17 protein-coding genes and 1 tRNA gene are annotated in these 14,430 nt (G+C 70.6%); 12 read left to right on the forward strand and 6 right to left on the reverse strand.

What is annotated here, in order from left to right; all coding sequences use genetic code 11:
• Positions 1-40 precede the first annotated feature (40 nt).
• The 3 genes from gabT to ACIWQI_RS11920 are packed head-to-tail and all read left to right on the forward strand — an operon-like array spanning position 41 to position 3,681.
• The gene (gene gabT / locus ACIWQI_RS11910) at positions 41-1,396 is read left to right on the forward strand and encodes a 4-aminobutyrate--2-oxoglutarate transaminase (RefSeq protein ID WP_396657673.1); all 1,356 of its coding nucleotides are present in this window, start codon (positions 41-43) and stop codon (positions 1,394-1,396) included.
• Between the two features lie 12 nt (positions 1,397-1,408).
• Positions 1,409-2,320 (forward strand): universal stress protein, encoded by a 912-nt coding sequence (locus ACIWQI_RS11915; protein WP_396657675.1) that lies wholly within the window; start codon positions 1,409-1,411, stop codon positions 2,318-2,320.
• Positions 2,317-3,681 (forward strand): NAD-dependent succinate-semialdehyde dehydrogenase, encoded by a 1,365-nt coding sequence (locus tag ACIWQI_RS11920; protein ID WP_396657677.1) that lies wholly within the window; start codon positions 2,317-2,319, stop codon positions 3,679-3,681. The genes ACIWQI_RS11915 and ACIWQI_RS11920 overlap by 4 nt, the downstream gene beginning before the upstream one ends.
• A 32-nt stretch (positions 3,682-3,713) precedes the next feature.
• Here the strand turns inward: ACIWQI_RS11920 and ACIWQI_RS11925 are convergent, their stop codons facing one another.
• Positions 3,714-4,343, reverse strand: coding sequence for a hypothetical protein (locus ACIWQI_RS11925; RefSeq protein WP_396657678.1), 630 nt, complete (start codon positions 4,341-4,343; stop codon positions 3,714-3,716).
• A 73-nt stretch (positions 4,344-4,416) separates the two neighbouring features.
• Between ACIWQI_RS11925 and ACIWQI_RS11930 the strand changes: the two genes are divergently transcribed.
• The 7 genes from ACIWQI_RS11930 (at position 4,417) to rplA (ending at position 8,957) form a co-directional block, all read left to right on the forward strand.
• Positions 4,417-4,851 carry a pyridoxamine 5'-phosphate oxidase family protein gene (locus tag ACIWQI_RS11930; RefSeq protein WP_396657679.1) on the forward strand — a complete coding sequence of 145 codons (435 nt, stop codon included), beginning with the start codon at positions 4,417-4,419 and terminating at the stop codon, positions 4,849-4,851.
• A 134-nt stretch (positions 4,852-4,985) separates the two neighbouring features.
• A tRNA-Trp gene (locus ACIWQI_RS11935) sits at positions 4,986-5,058 on the forward strand.
• A gap of 48 nt (positions 5,059-5,106) precedes the next feature.
• Positions 5,107-5,376: a preprotein translocase subunit SecE gene (gene secE, locus ACIWQI_RS11940; RefSeq protein WP_396657681.1), complete on the forward strand. Its 270-nt coding sequence runs from the start codon at positions 5,107-5,109 to the stop codon at positions 5,374-5,376.
• Between the two features lie 50 nt (positions 5,377-5,426).
• Positions 5,427-6,464, forward strand: coding sequence for a transcription termination/antitermination protein NusG (gene nusG, locus ACIWQI_RS11945; protein WP_396657683.1), 1,038 nt, complete (start codon positions 5,427-5,429; stop codon positions 6,462-6,464).
• A 263-nt stretch (positions 6,465-6,727) separates the two neighbouring features.
• Positions 6,728-7,594: an endonuclease domain-containing protein gene (locus tag ACIWQI_RS11950; protein WP_396657685.1), complete on the forward strand. Its 867-nt coding sequence runs from the start codon at positions 6,728-6,730 to the stop codon at positions 7,592-7,594.
• 227 nt (positions 7,595-7,821) lie between these two features.
• Complete coding sequence (gene rplK, locus ACIWQI_RS11955) at positions 7,822-8,253, forward strand: 50S ribosomal protein L11 (protein WP_396657687.1); 432 nt, start codon at positions 7,822-7,824, stop codon at positions 8,251-8,253.
• Positions 8,254-8,267: 14 nt separating this feature from the next.
• Complete coding sequence (gene rplA, locus ACIWQI_RS11960) at positions 8,268-8,957, forward strand: 50S ribosomal protein L1 (protein WP_396657688.1); 690 nt, start codon at positions 8,268-8,270, stop codon at positions 8,955-8,957.
• Positions 8,958-9,017: 60 nt separating this feature from the next.
• Here rplA and ACIWQI_RS11965 read toward each other — a convergent pair whose 3' ends face one another.
• Positions 9,018-9,665, reverse strand: a complete 648-nt coding sequence (locus tag ACIWQI_RS11965; protein WP_396657689.1) for a LysE/ArgO family amino acid transporter — start codon at positions 9,663-9,665, stop codon at positions 9,018-9,020.
• Positions 9,666-9,729: 64 nt separating this feature from the next.
• On the opposite strand from ACIWQI_RS11965, the gene ACIWQI_RS11970 reads away from it, so the two are divergent.
• Positions 9,730-10,632, forward strand: coding sequence for a LysR family transcriptional regulator ArgP (locus ACIWQI_RS11970; RefSeq protein WP_396657690.1), 903 nt, complete (start codon positions 9,730-9,732; stop codon positions 10,630-10,632).
• A gap of 15 nt (positions 10,633-10,647) precedes the next feature.
• Here the strand turns inward: ACIWQI_RS11970 and ACIWQI_RS11975 are convergent, their stop codons facing one another.
• Positions 10,648-10,923, reverse strand: coding sequence for an acylphosphatase (locus ACIWQI_RS11975; RefSeq protein WP_396657691.1), 276 nt, complete (start codon positions 10,921-10,923; stop codon positions 10,648-10,650).
• A gap of 43 nt (positions 10,924-10,966) precedes the next feature.
• Between ACIWQI_RS11975 and ACIWQI_RS11980 the strand changes: the two genes are divergently transcribed.
• A complete protein-coding gene (locus ACIWQI_RS11980; RefSeq protein WP_396657692.1) occupies positions 10,967-11,332 on the forward strand; it encodes an iron chaperone in 366 nt (121 codons plus the stop codon).
• A gap of 4 nt (positions 11,333-11,336) precedes the next feature.
• Here ACIWQI_RS11980 and ACIWQI_RS11985 read toward each other — a convergent pair whose 3' ends face one another.
• The 3 genes from ACIWQI_RS11985 to ACIWQI_RS11995 all read right to left on the reverse strand — a co-directional run bounded on the left by ACIWQI_RS11985 (position 11,337) and on the right by ACIWQI_RS11995 (position 14,258).
• Entirely contained in the window at positions 11,337-11,795 is a 459-nt protein-coding gene (locus ACIWQI_RS11985; RefSeq protein WP_396657694.1) for a MarR family winged helix-turn-helix transcriptional regulator, read from the reverse strand.
• A gap of 11 nt (positions 11,796-11,806) precedes the next feature.
• Positions 11,807-13,465: an MDR family MFS transporter gene (locus tag ACIWQI_RS11990; protein ID WP_396657695.1), complete on the reverse strand. Its 1,659-nt coding sequence runs from the start codon at positions 13,463-13,465 to the stop codon at positions 11,807-11,809.
• Positions 13,466-13,601: 136 nt separating this feature from the next.
• Positions 13,602-14,258, reverse strand: a complete 657-nt coding sequence (locus ACIWQI_RS11995) for a YqaJ viral recombinase family protein (RefSeq protein ID WP_396657696.1) — start codon at positions 14,256-14,258, stop codon at positions 13,602-13,604.
• Positions 14,259-14,430: the final 172 nt, after the last annotated feature.

Below are 14,430 nucleotides of genomic sequence, written 5' to 3' on the forward strand. Positions count from 1 at the left end.
GGACAGTGACCGTCGGGCCTCGGCCACGTACTCTCGCGACATGAGCACCCTCGAGGCCCCCACCACGCCCGTCGGCGGACCGTCGCTCCCGCAGGAGCGGCGCCTGGTCACCGCGATCCCCGGCCCGCGCTCGCAGCAGCTGCTCGAACGCAAGGCCGCCGCCGTCGCCTCGGGCGTCGGCCACACGGCGCCCATCCACGCCGTCGCCGCCGGAGGCGGTGTGGTCGTCGACGCCGACGGCAACTCGCTCATCGATCTCGGCGCGGGCATCGCGGTCACCACCGTCGGCAACGCGCACCCGAAGGTGGTCGCCGCCGTCCAGGCGCAGGCGGCGCAGTTCACGCACACGTGCTTCATGGTCTCGCCGTACGAGCCGTACGTCGCCGTCGCCGAGGCGCTCAACCGGATCACCCCGGGTGACCACGCCAAGAAGAGCGCTCTGTTCAACTCGGGCGCCGAGGCGGTCGAGAACGCCGTCAAGATCGCGCGCAAGTTCACCCGCAAGCAGGGCGTCGTGGCGTTCGACCACGGCTACCACGGGCGCACGAACCTGACCATGGCGCTGACCGCGAAGGCGATGCCCTACAAGAGCGGCTTCGGGCCGTTCGCAGGCGAGATCTACCGCGCGCCCCTGTCGTACCCGTTCCGCGACGGACTGACCGGCGCCGAGGCGGCCGCCCGAGCGATCGCGCTCATCGAGAAGCAGATCGGCGCCGACAACCTCGCCGCCGTCATCATCGAGCCGATCCAGGGCGAGGGCGGCTTCATCGTCCCCGCCGACGGGTTCCTCCCCGCGCTCGTGGACTGGTGCCGCGCCAACGACGTCGTCTTCATCGCCGACGAGGTGCAGACCGGCTTCGCCCGCACCGGCACGATGTTCGCAAGCGAGCAGTTCGGCATCGTGCCCGACCTCATCACCACAGCCAAGGGCATCGCCGCCGGGCTGCCGCTGGCGGCCGTCACCGGCCGGGCGGAGATCATGGATGCCTCGCACGCCGGGGGCTTGGGCGGCACCTACGGCGGCAACCCCGTCGCGTGCGCCGCCGCGCTCGCCGCCATCGAGGTGTTCGAGACCGAGGGCCTGACCGACCGCGCCCAGGAGATCGGGCGGATCCTCCTCGACCGGCTCACCCGGATGCAGGCGTCGGATCCGCGCATCGGCGACGTGCGCGGGCGGGGCGCGATGGCGGCCGCCGAGTTCGTCGACCCCGACACGAAGGAGCCGGATGCCGCGCTGACCGCTGCGGTCGCGAAGGCCTGCATCGCCGAAGGCGTGATCGTGCTCACGTGCGGCACGTACGGCAACGTCATCCGCTTCCTCCCGCCGCTGTCCATCCCCGACGCGCTGCTGCACGAAGGGCTCGACGTCGTCGCTGCGGCGCTCGAGGGCCGCTGACAGGGAGGTTCCGTGACCGCACCGATCGTCGTCGGCTGCGCTGCGACCGACGCCGGGCGCGACGCCATGGCGCTGGGCGCGCGCCTCGCGATGGCCACCGGTGCGCCGCTCGTGCTGACCTTCGTGCTGCCGGCCGACCTGCGGGACGTGCTCCCGCCGGCCACGCGCGGACCCCAGGCTCGTGCGCAGGCGGAGGAGTGGCTGTCCGATGCCGCGGCGTCGCTGCCGGCATCGGTGAGCGCGACGACGCTCGTGCAGGACGCGAACTCGTTCGCGCAGGGCCTGGTCGAGGCGGCGCACGAGACCGGCGCCCGCCTCATCGTGGTGGGCGCCGCCAACGGCGGACTGCGCGGGCGACACCGGCTGGGCACGGTCGCCACCGAGCTGCTGCACTCCTCGGACGTCGCTGTCGCCCTCGCCCCCGAGGGCTCGCGCCGCGTCCTGCCCGCGATCGGGATCACCCGCATCACGGCCGGGATCGGGCTGCGCGCGGGCGCGGAGGCGCTCATGGACGCGAGCATCGCCCTGGCCCGCGCCACCGGCGCCGAGCTGCGGATCATGTCACTGGTCGCCCTGGACCTTCCCGCCGGGATCGCCGCGACCGAGTCGGCCGCCGAGCACGCCGACGAGGTGTACGTGCACGTGCGGGCGGCGCTGCCGCCGAGCATCGACGCGGACGTCGTCGTGGGACTGGGCGACAGCATCGAAGAGGCCGTCCGCCGGCTGCGCTGGGAGCCCGGTGAGATCGCCATCGTCGGATCGAGCCGGCTCGCAGATCGTCGGCGGCTGTTCCTCGGCTCGACCGCCGCGAAGATCCTGCGCGAACTGCCCGTGCCCATGATCGTCGTGCCCCGCACACCTGATGCGCTGGGACAGTCCCAGCTGCAGACCACCCCAACCACCACCGAACGGAGAGAGAAATGACCCATTACGCCGTCGTCAATCCCGCCACCGGCGAGACCCTCGCCAGCTACCCCACGCACACCGATGACGAGGTGCAGGCGGCCATCACGACCGCCCACGACGAGTACCGCACGTGGCGCGACGTGCCGGTCGCCGAGCGCGCGGCGCTGATCCGCCGCGTCGCCGAGCTGCACCGCGAGCGCCGGGACGAGCTGGCCGCCATCATCGTGCGCGAGATGGGCAAGCCGCTGGCCGCCGCCGAGGGCGAGGTCGACTTCGCCGCCGACATCACCGAGTACTACGCCGACCACGCCGACAAGATCACCGGCGACGAGCCGATCGAGATCGAGGGCGAGGGCACGGCGGTGATCCGTCGCTCGCCCCTGGGCGTGCTGCTGGGCATCATGCCGTGGAACTTCCCGTACTACCAGGTCGCCCGCTTTGCCGCCCCGAACATCGTGCTGGGGAACACGATCCTGCTCAAGCACGCCGGGCAGTGCCCCGAGTCGGCGATCGCGATCGAGAAGATCTACCGCGACGCGGGCCTGCCCGAGGGCGTGTACATCAACCTGCGCCTCACCAACGAGCAGGCCGCAGAGGTCATCGCCGACCCGCGGGTGCAGGGTGTCTCGGTCACCGGCTCCGAGCGGGCCGGCTCCGCCGTCGCCGCGGTCGCCGGTCAGCACCTCAAGAAGGTCGCCCTCGAGCTGGGCGGCTCCGACCCGTTCATCCTGCTGTCCACGGACGACCTCGACGCCACGGTGCAGGCCGCCGTCGATGCGCGCCTGGACAACACCGGGCAGTCGTGCAACGCCGCCAAGCGCTTCATCGTGCACGAGGACCTCTACGACGCATTCCTCGAGAAGTTCACCGCCGCCATGACCGCCGCCAAGACCGGCGACCCGTTCGGCGACGACACCGTGCTCGGCCCGCTGTCGTCGCTGACTGCGGCCGAGCGCCTCGAGGAGCAGGTCGACCGCGCCGTCGAGCAGGGTGCGACCCTGGTCGCCGGCGGCAGCCGCGACGGGGCCTTCTACGGGTCGACGGTGCTCACGGACGTGACCGCCGACATGGATGCCTACCGCGAGGAGTTCTTCGGACCCGTCGGCGTCGTCTACAAGGTCGCCGACGAGGATGAGGCCGTCGCCGTCGCCAACGACACGCCCTTCGGGCTCGGCTCGTACGTGTTCACCACCGACGAGGAGCAGGCGCAGCGCATCGCCGACAAGATCGACGCCGGCATGGTGTACGTCAACTGCGTCCTCGCCGACGAGGCGGGCCTGCCCTTCGGAGGCGTCAAGCGCAGCGGCACCTCCCGCGAGATGGGCCTGCTTGCTGCAGACGAGTTCGTGAACAAGAAGCTCATCCGCGTCGCGGCCTGACACCGCGACCCAGCCCGCCCCCGGACGCTCGCTCAGCGTCCGGGGGCGGCGCCGATTGCGGCCCGGCACTCGGCGAGTGCCTCGTCGGCCCAGCGCACCTGCTGGGGTGTGCCCCAGCGCTCGGCGGCGCGCCTGGCCTCCTCGAACGCGGCGAGGGCCTCGGCGAGCCTGCCCGCGTCGAAGCGGGCCCAGCCGGCGTTGCTGTGCAGCGACACCCGCCAGCGCAGCGTCCGCGGATCGTCGACGTTCTCGAGCTCCGACAGCGCCTGCGCGGTCCAGGCGTCGGCCTGCGCGGCATCGGCGATCGCGAGCATGTGGAGCGCGTCGATGCGCAGGAACGTGAGGCCGGCGGTGGCCGCAGCCTCGGCCGCCGCGCGGAACAGCCTCGCCGCGGCATCCGGATCGCCGGACGAGTTGCGCACGCGCCCGCGCTCCAGCTCGACGCGCACCCGCACCGCCGGTGCGTCGTCCGTGATCGCGTCGAGCACGGCATCCGCTTCGTCGTACCTCTCCTGCAGTCCGAGCGCGCGGGCGCGCTGGGTCTCCAGCTCGGCCCGCTCCGCCCCGCTCGCGGCGGCCGCGGCCCGCGCGAACCGCCCCTCGGAAGCGCACGGATCGTCGAAGTCCCAGAGTGCGTCCAGCGCGGACTGCGGGAGGGTCATGCCGGGATCGTACGACGTCTCGCTGGCCGGGCGATACCGTGCGATCCGGGCGGATCCGGGACATGATGGAACCATGGACGAGACGAATGTCGTGAGCATGCTCACCGAGGAGGAATGCCTGGAGCGCCTCGCCCAGCAGGAGCTCGGCCGGCTCGTCACGCACGTCGGGAACGTGCTGGACATCTTTCCGGTCAACTACGCGCTGGACGACGGCACCATCGTGTTCCGCACCGCCGAGGGCAGCAAGCTGTTCGAGCTCACCGTGAACGACGAGGTGCTGTTCGAGGTCGACGACCACACCGACCGGGATGCCTGGAGCGTGGTCGTGCGCGGGCGCGCGCGCCGGCTCATGACGAGCGAGGAGGTGGCGGCCGCCGACGAGCTGCCGCTGACCCCGTGGATCCCCACGCTCAAGTACAACTACGTGCGGGTGGAGCCCGTCTCGATGACCGGCCGGGCCTTTCCGCGCGGCGCCGAACCCGAGCGGTACGGCATCGCCGAGTACTGAGCCGTCGGCGGCGCGTTCGCGGCCCCAGGACCCATGCCGTAGACTGGAGCCTGCAGTGGAAATCTGCATTCTTTTGTCGTGCCCGGCATCCGGTTCGGCGGGGGGTGCGGGTCCCCTGAGGCCTCAAGGCCTCTAGGGCGGTAGCTCAATTGGCAGAGCAGCGGTCTCCAAAACCGCAGGTTGCAGGTTCGATTCCTGTCCGCCCTGCGGCCCAGCGAACAGCTGGCGCATCTCCAGGTGATTCAGGTGGGTTCGATGGTTCAGGACGGACAGGGTGGCGAGGTCGTCGTCAGCGGCGGCGCCACGCGTGAGAAGAAGCCGAACTTCTTCCAGCGCATCGCCATCTTCCTTCGTCAGGTCTTCGCAGAGCTTCGCAAGGTCGTCACGCCGACGCGACAGGAGCTGGTGAAGTTCACCCTCGTGGTGCTCGGATTCGTGCTCGTGGTGATGGCGTTCGTCTACGGCCTCGACTGGGTGTTCACCTGGTTGATGGAGGTCGTGTTCGGCGTTCCGGGCGCCAACTGAGCGACGCGCTGCGTCGAGATCCTCGACACCCGCGAATGGAAGAGAAGCAAGTGTCTGAACGATATGTCGGTGACGACGGCGACTGGGCCACGGCCGCCGAGCAGTCCAGCGAGGACGACGAAGCCCAGGAGGGCAACGTCCTGGCCGCCGAACAGCAGGCGGTCGAGGCGGCCGAGCACGTCGCGGTCCACGTGGTGGACGAGGACGGCGAGCAGGACACCGAAGACCTGGACGACATCGACATCGAAGATCCGGAGGCTGACGCGATCGTGAACGACGCGCTGAACATCGACGAGACGGCCGAGGCGGAAGCCGCGGCCGAAGTGCTGACCGACGCCCTCGCCGAGGAGGAGGCGCAGCGGGAGGCCGCCCAGGCCGAAGAGGTCGCCCCCTACGACGGCCCCGACATCAACGGCGAAGAGGACCGCCCCGCCCTCGACGAGGACGAGGATGAGGCGTCCGCCGAGGAGGACCCCTACGAGGCGTTCCGCGCCGAGCTGCGGTCGCTGCCGGGCAAGTGGTACGTCATCCATTCCTACGCCGGCTTCGAGCGCAAGGTGAAGGCCAACATCGAGCAGCGCAAGAACACGCTCGAGGTCGAGGAGGACATCTACCAGGTCGAGGTCCCCATGGAGGACGTCGTCGAGATCAAGAACGGGCAGCGCAAGATGGTCACGCGCGTCCGGATCCCGGGCTACGTGCTCGTGCGCATGGAGCTCAACGAGGAGACCTGGTCGGTCGTGCGCCACACCCCGGGGGTCACCGGATTCGTGGGCAACGCGCACAACCCGACGCCCCTGCGCTTCGAGGAGGCCTTCAACATGCTGAAGAGCCTCGTCGAGATCAAGGAGACCGCACCCGCCAAGGCGGGCGCCGTCAAGGGCGCCCCGGCGGCATCCCGCGCGATCCCGGCCGAGGTGGACTTTGAAGTCGGCGAGACGATCACCATCAAGGAGGGCTCGTTCGCGGGCCTGCCCGGCACGATCAGCGAGATCAAGCCCGAAAGCGGCAAGCTCACCGTGCTCGTCTCCCTCTTCGAGCGCGAGACGCCGGTCGAGCTGTCGTTCGACCAGGTCACCAAGCTCTGAGGGAGTGGGGCCTGAGGCCCCGCTGAGCCGCGTTCGCTGAACCCGCGTCTCCCGCCGTACGGGCGGTTCCCCGCGCACTCCCGCGCAGAACTGCGTGGATGTGCGGGATTGCGTGCGGGATGAGCCCGAGGCATCCGTGATTCTGCATCTTTCCGCAGAATTGCGCGCCCTGCGCCCCTGCACAGCGCGCGGTGCGGTGCCGAGTCTGCGCGAATCAGGGTCCGCGCACCCGCGCCCATGCAGGTGCGCGCCACGCTTGAGGCATGGACCGAGGCATGGGTCGAGGCGTGGGCCGAGGCGTGGACGAGCTGCGGGAGGCCATCGCGTACGCGGGCGGCGTGATGCGCGTCGCCGAGCTGCGGGACCGCAGGTTCCCGCGCCGCGCGATCGAGGGCGCGGTCTCCGCGGGTGCGCTCCTCCGCCCGCGCAGGGGGTGGGTGGCGACGCCCGACGCCGATCCGCACCTGATCGCGGCCACCCGGGCGGGCGTGGTGCTCACGTGCGTCACCCAGGCGCGCCGCCTCGGGCTGTGGGTGCTGCACGGGGGCCCGGCTCACGTGGCCGCACCGCCGCACCGGCACATCAGTGAGGTCAGCCCGGGCACGCGTGTGCACTGGGCGAAGCCCCTGGTGCCGCGGCATCCACACGCCCTTGCCGACCCCGTCGAGAACGTGCTCGCGCTCGTCGTGGGGTGCCTTCCGCATGAGGAGGCGCTCGTCGTCTGGGAGTCGGCGCTGCGTCAGGGCGCTGTGGAGCGTGAGGCCCTCGCCCGGATGCCGCTTCCGGCGGCGGCCCGCGCGCTGCTGGAGGAGTGCTCGTCGTACTCGGACTCGGGCTTGGAGACCCTCGTGCCGGTGCGGCTGCGGTTCCTGCGGCTGCCGATCCGCCAGCAGGTGTGGATCGCCGGTCATCACGTCGACCACCTCATCGGCGAACGGCTGGTGCTGCAGATCGACGGCGGCCACCACGTCGGCCCGCAGCGGCGCAGCGACATCGCCCACGATGCGCTGCTGACACTCCTCGGGTACCACGTGATCCGGGTCGACTACGAGCAGGTGGTGAACCGGTGGCCGCAGCTGCACGAGACCATCGTGCGCGCTGTCGCGCAGGGCCTGCACCGGGCGGCATGAGCGGCGGCCGTGCAGAAGTGCGTCGATGTGCAGAGGAACGGATGCCGGGGGCACGACGCGTCCGCAGTCGTGCACATCCCCGTCGCGGTGCGCGCCGGAGCAGGGCATCCGGTACAATCGAGAGGTTGCGCGCGTGTCGCGCGGCATCCCCACCACTGTCAGGAACCGCCTGACCTGTGGAAGCGCGCCCGGGCTGAGAGTCCGCGGCGCTCGACAGAAGGAAAGCAATGGCACCGAAGAAGAAGGTGACCGGCCTGATCAAGCTCCAGATCAACGCCGGCGCCGCCAATCCGGCGCCGCCGATCGGGCCCGCGCTCGGTCAGCACGGCGTCAACATCATGGAGTTCTGCAAGGCGTACAACGCGGCGACCGAGTCGCAGCGCGGAAACGTCATCCCCGTCGAGATCACCGTGTACGAGGACCGCTCGTTCACGTTCATCCTGAAGACCCCGCCGGCTGCTGAGCTGATCAAGAAGGCCGCCGGCATCGGCAAGGGCTCGGCGACGCCGCACACCGCCAAGGTGGGCAAGATCACCAAGGAGCAGGTGCGGCAGATCGCGGAGACGAAGCAGCCGGATCTGAACGCGAACGACCTGGATGCCGCCGAGAAGATCATCGCCGGCACCGCCCGTTCCATGGGCATCACGGTCGAGGGCTGAGGGGGATAGCGAACATGGCAACCAAGTCCAAGGCCTACGAGGCCGCCGCGGCGAAGATCGACCGCGACAAGTTCTACACCCCGACCGAGGCGGTCGCCCTCGCGAAGGAGACCGGCTCGAAGAAGTTCGACTCGACCGTCGAGGTCGCCCTCAAGCTCTCGGTCGACCCCCGCAAGGCAGACCAGATGGTGCGCGGCACCGTCATGCTGCCGCACGGCACGGGCAAGACCGCCCGGGTCATCGTGTTCGCCAACGGTCCGGCCGCCGAGGCCGCGATCGCGGCGGGCGCTGACGAGGTCGGCGGCGCCGAGCTCATCGAGAAGGTCGCCGGCGGCTGGACCGACTTCGATGCGGCCGTGGCCACCCCCGAGCTCATGGGCCAGGTCGGCCGTCTCGGCAAGGTGCTGGGCCCGCGCGGCCTGATGCCGAACCCGAAGACCGGCACCGTCACCCCGAACCCGGCCAAGGCCGTCGAGGAGATCAAGGGCGGCAAGATCGAGTTCCGCGTCGACAAGCACGCCAACGTGCACTTCATCGTCGGCAAGGCGTCGTTCAGCGCCGAGCAGCTGGGCGACAACATCCAGGCCGCGCTCGAAGAGATCGTGCGGCTGAAGCCCGCCAGCTCGAAGGGCCGCTACATCCAGAAGGGCGCCGTGTCGACCACGTTCGGCCCCGGCATCCCGCTGGATGTCAACGCCTTCTGACGCGTCGCACTCTGCACGAGAGGCCTCACCTTCGGGTGGGGCCTCTCGGCGTCTGCGGTGTCACGCCGGCAGCACGAGCATGACGCCCAGCGCGATCATCACGACCGCGATGATCGCGTCCAGGATCCGCCACGCACGTGGCGTCGCCAGCCACCGCCCGAGCAGTCGCGCCCCGAACGCCAGGCCGTAGAACCACACGACGCTGCCGAGCACGGCCCCCGCCGCGAACGCCCAGCGCCCCTCGGCGTGCGTGTTGGCGACCGTCCCCAGCAGAAAGACCGTGTCGAGATAGACGTGCGGGTTGAGCCACGTGAGCGCGAGGCACGTGAGTGCGACCGGCAGCGCGCGCGTGCGGGTGGCGACGCCTGCGGATCCGGATGCCTGGGCCCGTGCCTCGCCGACCTCCAGCGCCTCGGCGGAGGGCCGCCACGCGCGCCGTGCGGCCAGCAGACCGTACGTCACCAGGAACAGCGCGCCCGCCCATCGCACGATGCCCACCAGCCAAGGGGCCGCCAGCAGCACGAGCCCGACCCCTGAGACACCGAGGAGGATCAGCGCGGCATCGGACAGCGTGCAGATCGTCGCGACGAGCACGACGTGCTCGCGCCGCAGCCCCTGGCGCAGCACGAAGAGATTCTGCGCGCCGATCGCGACGATCAGCGACAGACCGAGGCCGAGCCCGGCCAGCAGTGAGGGGAGCACACGCATGACCTTAGGCGGGCGCCATGCATAAGCCCAGTTCAGGTTTCTCAGTGCGCATTAGCATTGCTTCATGCGAGTACCGCTCGACCTCGCCGAGACGCTGGCGACGATCGTGGACGAGGGCACCCTGGAAGCGGCGGCCCGGCGCCTCCACATCACAGCCTCGGCGGTCAGCCAGCGTCTCAAGGCGCTCGAGCGACAGCTCGGCCGGGTGCTGATCGTCCGCAGCAAGCCCGCCCGGCCGACCGAGGCGGGTGCCGCGATCCTGCGCCTGGCGCGCCAGGTCGCGCTGCTCGAGCACGATGCCGCCAGCGAGCTCGGCGTCGACGAGGGCGTCCGGTTCCGCGTGCCGCTGGCGGTGAACGCCGACTCGCTGGCGACGTGGTTCCTCGAACCGCTCGCGAGGGCGGGTCGCAGGCATCCGGTCGTCTTCGACCTGCACCGCGACGACCAGGATTTCACCGCGGGACTCCTCGAGGCGGGGACGGTGCTCGGCGCGGTCACTTCGCGCGCGACGCCCGTGTCGGGCTGCCGGGTCGTCCCGCTGGGCGTCATGCGCTACGAAGCCGTGGCGACCCCGGGCTTCGTCGCCGAGTGGGATCTGCCGGAGGGCCTGGCGCGGGCGCCCGTCGTCGATTTCGACCGGCGCGACGACCTGCAGTCGCAGTGGCTCGGGCTGCAGGGGGTGGATGCCGCATCCCCGCCGCGCCACTTCGTGCCCGCGTCGAGCGACTTCGCGCGCGCGGTGCGGCTCGGCCTGGGCTGGGGGCTGCTTCCTGCCTTCCAGTCGGCCCAAGCGCTCTCGTCGGGCGACCTCGTGCCGCTCGGGGGCCCCGCGATCGATGTGCCGCTGCACTGGCAGCAGTGGAACCTGCGCTCGCCCCTGCTGGACGCGGTCGCCGCCGAGATCATCGGCGAGGCGCAGCGGGTGCTCGCGCCGGCGGCCTCGCGAGTGCAACGTCAGCGGGACTGAGGGACGGGTCTGCTCTCACGCGGTCGCGCGCACCTCGAACCCGCGCTGACCGGTCGGCGCGGCATCCGTCACCTGCGCGCTGTCGACCCGCGATCCGGGCGGACCCTCGGCCATCCACGCGAGCACCTGGTCGACCTGCTCGGGCGTTCCCTCGATCTCGGCCTCGACGGTCCCGTCGCGGCGATTGCGGACCCAGCCGGCCACGCCCGCCTCCTCGGCGATCATGCGCATCGTGTACCGGTAGCCGACGCCCTGCACGCCGCCGGAGACGATCACGTGTACCCGTCTCATGTCTCCATGGTGGCAGGTACCTGCCTGGTGGCAGGATGCCGTCATGGGCACGGTCGACGACTACCTCTCTGAGCTCGATCCGGCCGATGCGGCGGTGATCGCGCATTTCTACGACGTCGTGCGCGAGGCGGTGCCCGAGGTCGAGCAGGGCAAGAGCTACGGGATGCCGGCGCTGCTCTACCGCGGCAAGGCACTGGTCGCGGTGATGCGCACGAAGAAGCACTTCGGCGTGTATCCGTTCAGCGGACTCGTCCCCGACAGGGTCGCGGACGCGCTGGAGGGCTTCGACCACGACAAGGGCACGATCCGGTTCCCGCCGGAGCGACCGCTGCCCGACGACGCGATCCGCGCCGTCGTCGCGGCGCGCATCGCCGAGATCGAGGATCCCTCGCTGCGCCGGCGCGGCTGATCGCTCAGCCGCGCGCCGTCTCCGAGAGGGCGTGCAGCAGCCGGGTGAGCTCGTGGATGTCCTCCAGGGGCCAGTCGGCGAGGGCGTTCAGCAGCAGATCCTCGCGCGGAGCCCGGGCTGCATGCAGGCGCCGCAGCCCCTCCGCGGTGGGCGAGAGGAGGCTCGAGCGGCCGTCCGCGGGGTCGGGTGCGCGCTGCACCAGTCCGCGCTGCTCGAGTTCGCGCACCGTGCGGCTGAGCTGACCCTTGTCGAGCATCAACTGCTCGGCGAGCGCCGCCTGCGTCACCGACTCACGCCGCACGATCGTGGTGAAGACCTTGTACGCCGCCGGCAGCATGCCCGGGCTCAGTCGCTCCGCGTTCTCCGAGATGACGCGACGGAACCGGTTGATGAGTTCGCCGAACTCGGCCTCCAGCGCCCGCACCGCATCGGTGCGGGCCTGCGAAGCATCCGTCCCGGCCATCGCGATCGACACTACCGACGATCCCTTCCCTGGGGCACCGAGACCGTCGCGAGGTCCGCCTCGCTCGCCTCCAGGCGCTCGCTGGTCGTCATGGTCGTGAGCGGCTTGTTCGGCAGGAACACGATCGCCAGCAGCGTCGCCACCGCGAACGGGACGGTGATCAGGAACGCGTGCGAGATGCCCTGGGCGTAGACGTCCTCGATGATGACGCGGATCGACTCCGGCATCTGGGAGACCGCCGGCAGCGTGTTCGACTGCAGCTGCTCGGCCCAGTACTGCGCCTTGTCGCCGAGCCCCGCCAGGGCGGCCGCCAGGTCGCCCTTCACGCCGCCCATGAGGTCGATCACGCGCGCCGCCAGCGCCGCGCCCATCACCGACACCCCGATCGTGCCGCCGAGACTGCGGAAGAAGGTGACGCCGGCGCTGGCGACTCCGATGTCGCTCGGCTTGCAGGTGTTCTGCACCACGAGCACGAGATTCTGCATCGTCATGCCGACGCCGGCGCCGAGCACGAACATGTACACCGAGACGAGCGCGAAGTTCGTGTCGTACTCGATCGTCGACAGCAGGTACGAGCCCGCGATGAGGAACACGGCACCGGCGATCAGGTACGACTTCCACCGTCCGAACCTCGTGATGAGGCCGCCGACCACGACCGAGGCGACCAGCAGTCCGGCGATCATCGGGATAGTCATGAGCCCGGCCTCGGTCGGGGTGGCGCCGCGGGCGAGCTGCATGTACTGGCTGAGGTAGACCGAGGCGCCGAACATCGCGATGCCCGTCGAGATCGACGCGATCACCGACAGCGTGAACGTGCGGTCGCGGAACATGCTCAGGGGCACCAGCGGGTCCTTCGCGCGCAGCTCGACGACCACGAACGCGATCGCGCACAGCAGTGCGCCGCCGGCCATCCACACGGTCGTGAAGCTCCACCACGCGTTGTTCGAGAGGCTCCAGAAATCGCCGTCGGTGCTGGTGCCGGCGTTGGTGACCCAGATGAGGATGAGCGAGGACGCCACGGCCAGCAGCACGATGCCGAGGTAGTCGATCGACACCTTGCGCCAGGATGACCGGGTCAGGTGCAGCGTCTTCTGCACGATGATGAGCGCTGCGACCGCGACCGGGAGCGCGACGTAGAAGTTCCATCGCCAGCCCCAGGCGTCCGTGATCACGCCGCCCAGCAGCGGGCCGCCGACGGTGGCCACCGCCATGACCGCCCCGAACAGGCCCATGTAGCGGCCACGTTCGCGTGGGCTGATGATGTCGGCCATGAGCACCTGGCTGAGGGCCGCGAGCCCGCCCGCGCCGATGCCCTGCGCGAAGCGCGAGGCGATCAGCATGCCCGGGTCCTGCGCGAAGCCGGCCGTCGCCGACGCGAGCACGAAGATGACGATGGCGAGCTGGAACAGCAGCTTGCGGTTGTACAGATCGGCGAGCTTGCCCCACACCGGAGTCGAGATCGCCGTGGTCAGCAGGGTCGAGGTCACGACCCAGGTGTAGGCGGCCTGGTCGCCGTCGAGGTCGTGGATGATGACCGGAAGCGAACTGGACACGACGGTCGAGGCGAGCATCGAGACGAACATGCCGAGCAGCAGACCGGAGAGCGCTTCGAGCACCTCGCGGCGCGTCATGGGGGGCTTGTCGGCCTCGGCGGTGGAGGGCGAAGACATCGTTTCCTTCAAGATCGTTGATCTGGATCAATAGTTGAGAGCGGTCAACTATAACACCTCTGCCGACCAGGGTCGGTCCGCACGCTTCGGGCAGCGAGCGAGGGTGCCCCGAGGCGACCCAGACGAATGCAGCGGCTCAGTCGGCGAGCGCGAGCGCGCGGAAGGGCTGACGCGGTGCCGAGAGCGGGGCGGCGGGCGGCGGGACCCGCTTCAGCTGCGTCCGCCGGTAGAGCTCGTCGATCAGCGCAGTCGCCAGCGAGACGAGCTTGGCGATCTCGCGCTCGTCGCGATCGACCCACACGCAGCGCGGCTCGTCGTCGACGGGCACGAAGCCGTCATGCTGCTCCCACGCCACGAGGGTGCGCTCGGCGCCGAGCACGTGCTGCTGCCACCAGACCTGCCGCAGATACGAGCGGGGAACGCTGCGCCACGGCCTGTTCGTGGTCTTGATCTCGGCGAGCGTGACGCGCCCCGCGCTGTCGACCGAGACGCCGTCGGGGGTCGCCAGGTGCCGCTTCTCGACGACCGCGTGGAAGAGCGCCGACGAGGGCTGGATGCCGTGGGTCGCCGCGACCCAGGCGGCGATCTCGGGCTCGCGCTGCCGGCCGTGCGCGGTGTAGGCGTTGCCCGAGAACCCCGTGCCCATCAGCTTCGCATCGGCGGCGCGCGCGATCGCGCGCTCGGAGGTGAGTGTCGCCACGTCGGTCGCCGTGATCCCGCGTGAGCGCGCCCGGGTCCAGGCCACGCGGTCGCGGGAGTCCGCGACGATCCGGGCGGCCAGCTCAGGGGTCACCGTTCGAGAGTAGCCCGCGGCGCTGACGGCCCGTGGTTGCGACACCCTGCCCGGGGCGGCGGCGGGGGCGGCGCCGGGGCCGGGAATGCCGCGCAGAAATGCGGAGATGTGCAGAATTGCGGATGCCTGAGGCCAGCCGATCCGCAATTCTGCACATCTCCGTCATGGTGCG

The sequence above is a fragment of the Microbacterium sp. genome (assembly GCF_044508325.1).
Classification (GTDB): Bacteria; Actinomycetota; Actinomycetes; order Actinomycetales; family Microbacteriaceae; genus Microbacterium.

Excerpts from the sequence above, each read along its gene's own strand:
- gabT (WP_396657673.1), top strand. The coding sequence starts at position 41 with ATGAGCACCCTCGAGGCCCCCACCACGCCCGTCGGCGGACCGTCGCTC.
- ACIWQI_RS11920 (WP_396657677.1), top strand. The coding sequence starts at position 2,317 with ATGACCCATTACGCCGTCGTCAATCCCGCCACCGGCGAGACCCTCGCC.
- ACIWQI_RS11925 (WP_396657678.1), bottom strand. The coding sequence starts at position 4,343 with ATGACCCTCCCGCAGTCCGCGCTGGACGCACTCTGGGACTTCGACGAT.
- ACIWQI_RS11930 (WP_396657679.1), top strand. The coding sequence starts at position 4,417 with ATGGACGAGACGAATGTCGTGAGCATGCTCACCGAGGAGGAATGCCTG.
- secE (WP_396657681.1), top strand. The coding sequence starts at position 5,107 with ATGGTTCAGGACGGACAGGGTGGCGAGGTCGTCGTCAGCGGCGGCGCC.
- ACIWQI_RS11950 (WP_396657685.1), top strand. The coding sequence starts at position 6,728 with ATGGACCGAGGCATGGGTCGAGGCGTGGGCCGAGGCGTGGACGAGCTG.
- rplK (WP_396657687.1), top strand. The coding sequence starts at position 7,822 with ATGGCACCGAAGAAGAAGGTGACCGGCCTGATCAAGCTCCAGATCAAC.
- rplA (WP_396657688.1), top strand. The coding sequence starts at position 8,268 with ATGGCAACCAAGTCCAAGGCCTACGAGGCCGCCGCGGCGAAGATCGAC.
- ACIWQI_RS11965 (WP_396657689.1), bottom strand. The coding sequence starts at position 9,665 with ATGCGTGTGCTCCCCTCACTGCTGGCCGGGCTCGGCCTCGGTCTGTCG.
- ACIWQI_RS11970 (WP_396657690.1), top strand. The coding sequence starts at position 9,730 with ATGCGAGTACCGCTCGACCTCGCCGAGACGCTGGCGACGATCGTGGAC.
- ACIWQI_RS11975 (WP_396657691.1), bottom strand. The coding sequence starts at position 10,923 with ATGAGACGGGTACACGTGATCGTCTCCGGCGGCGTGCAGGGCGTCGGC.
- ACIWQI_RS11980 (WP_396657692.1), top strand. The coding sequence starts at position 10,967 with ATGGGCACGGTCGACGACTACCTCTCTGAGCTCGATCCGGCCGATGCG.
- ACIWQI_RS11985 (WP_396657694.1), bottom strand. The coding sequence starts at position 11,795 with ATGGCCGGGACGGATGCTTCGCAGGCCCGCACCGATGCGGTGCGGGCG.
- ACIWQI_RS11990 (WP_396657695.1), bottom strand. The coding sequence starts at position 13,465 with ATGTCTTCGCCCTCCACCGCCGAGGCCGACAAGCCCCCCATGACGCGC.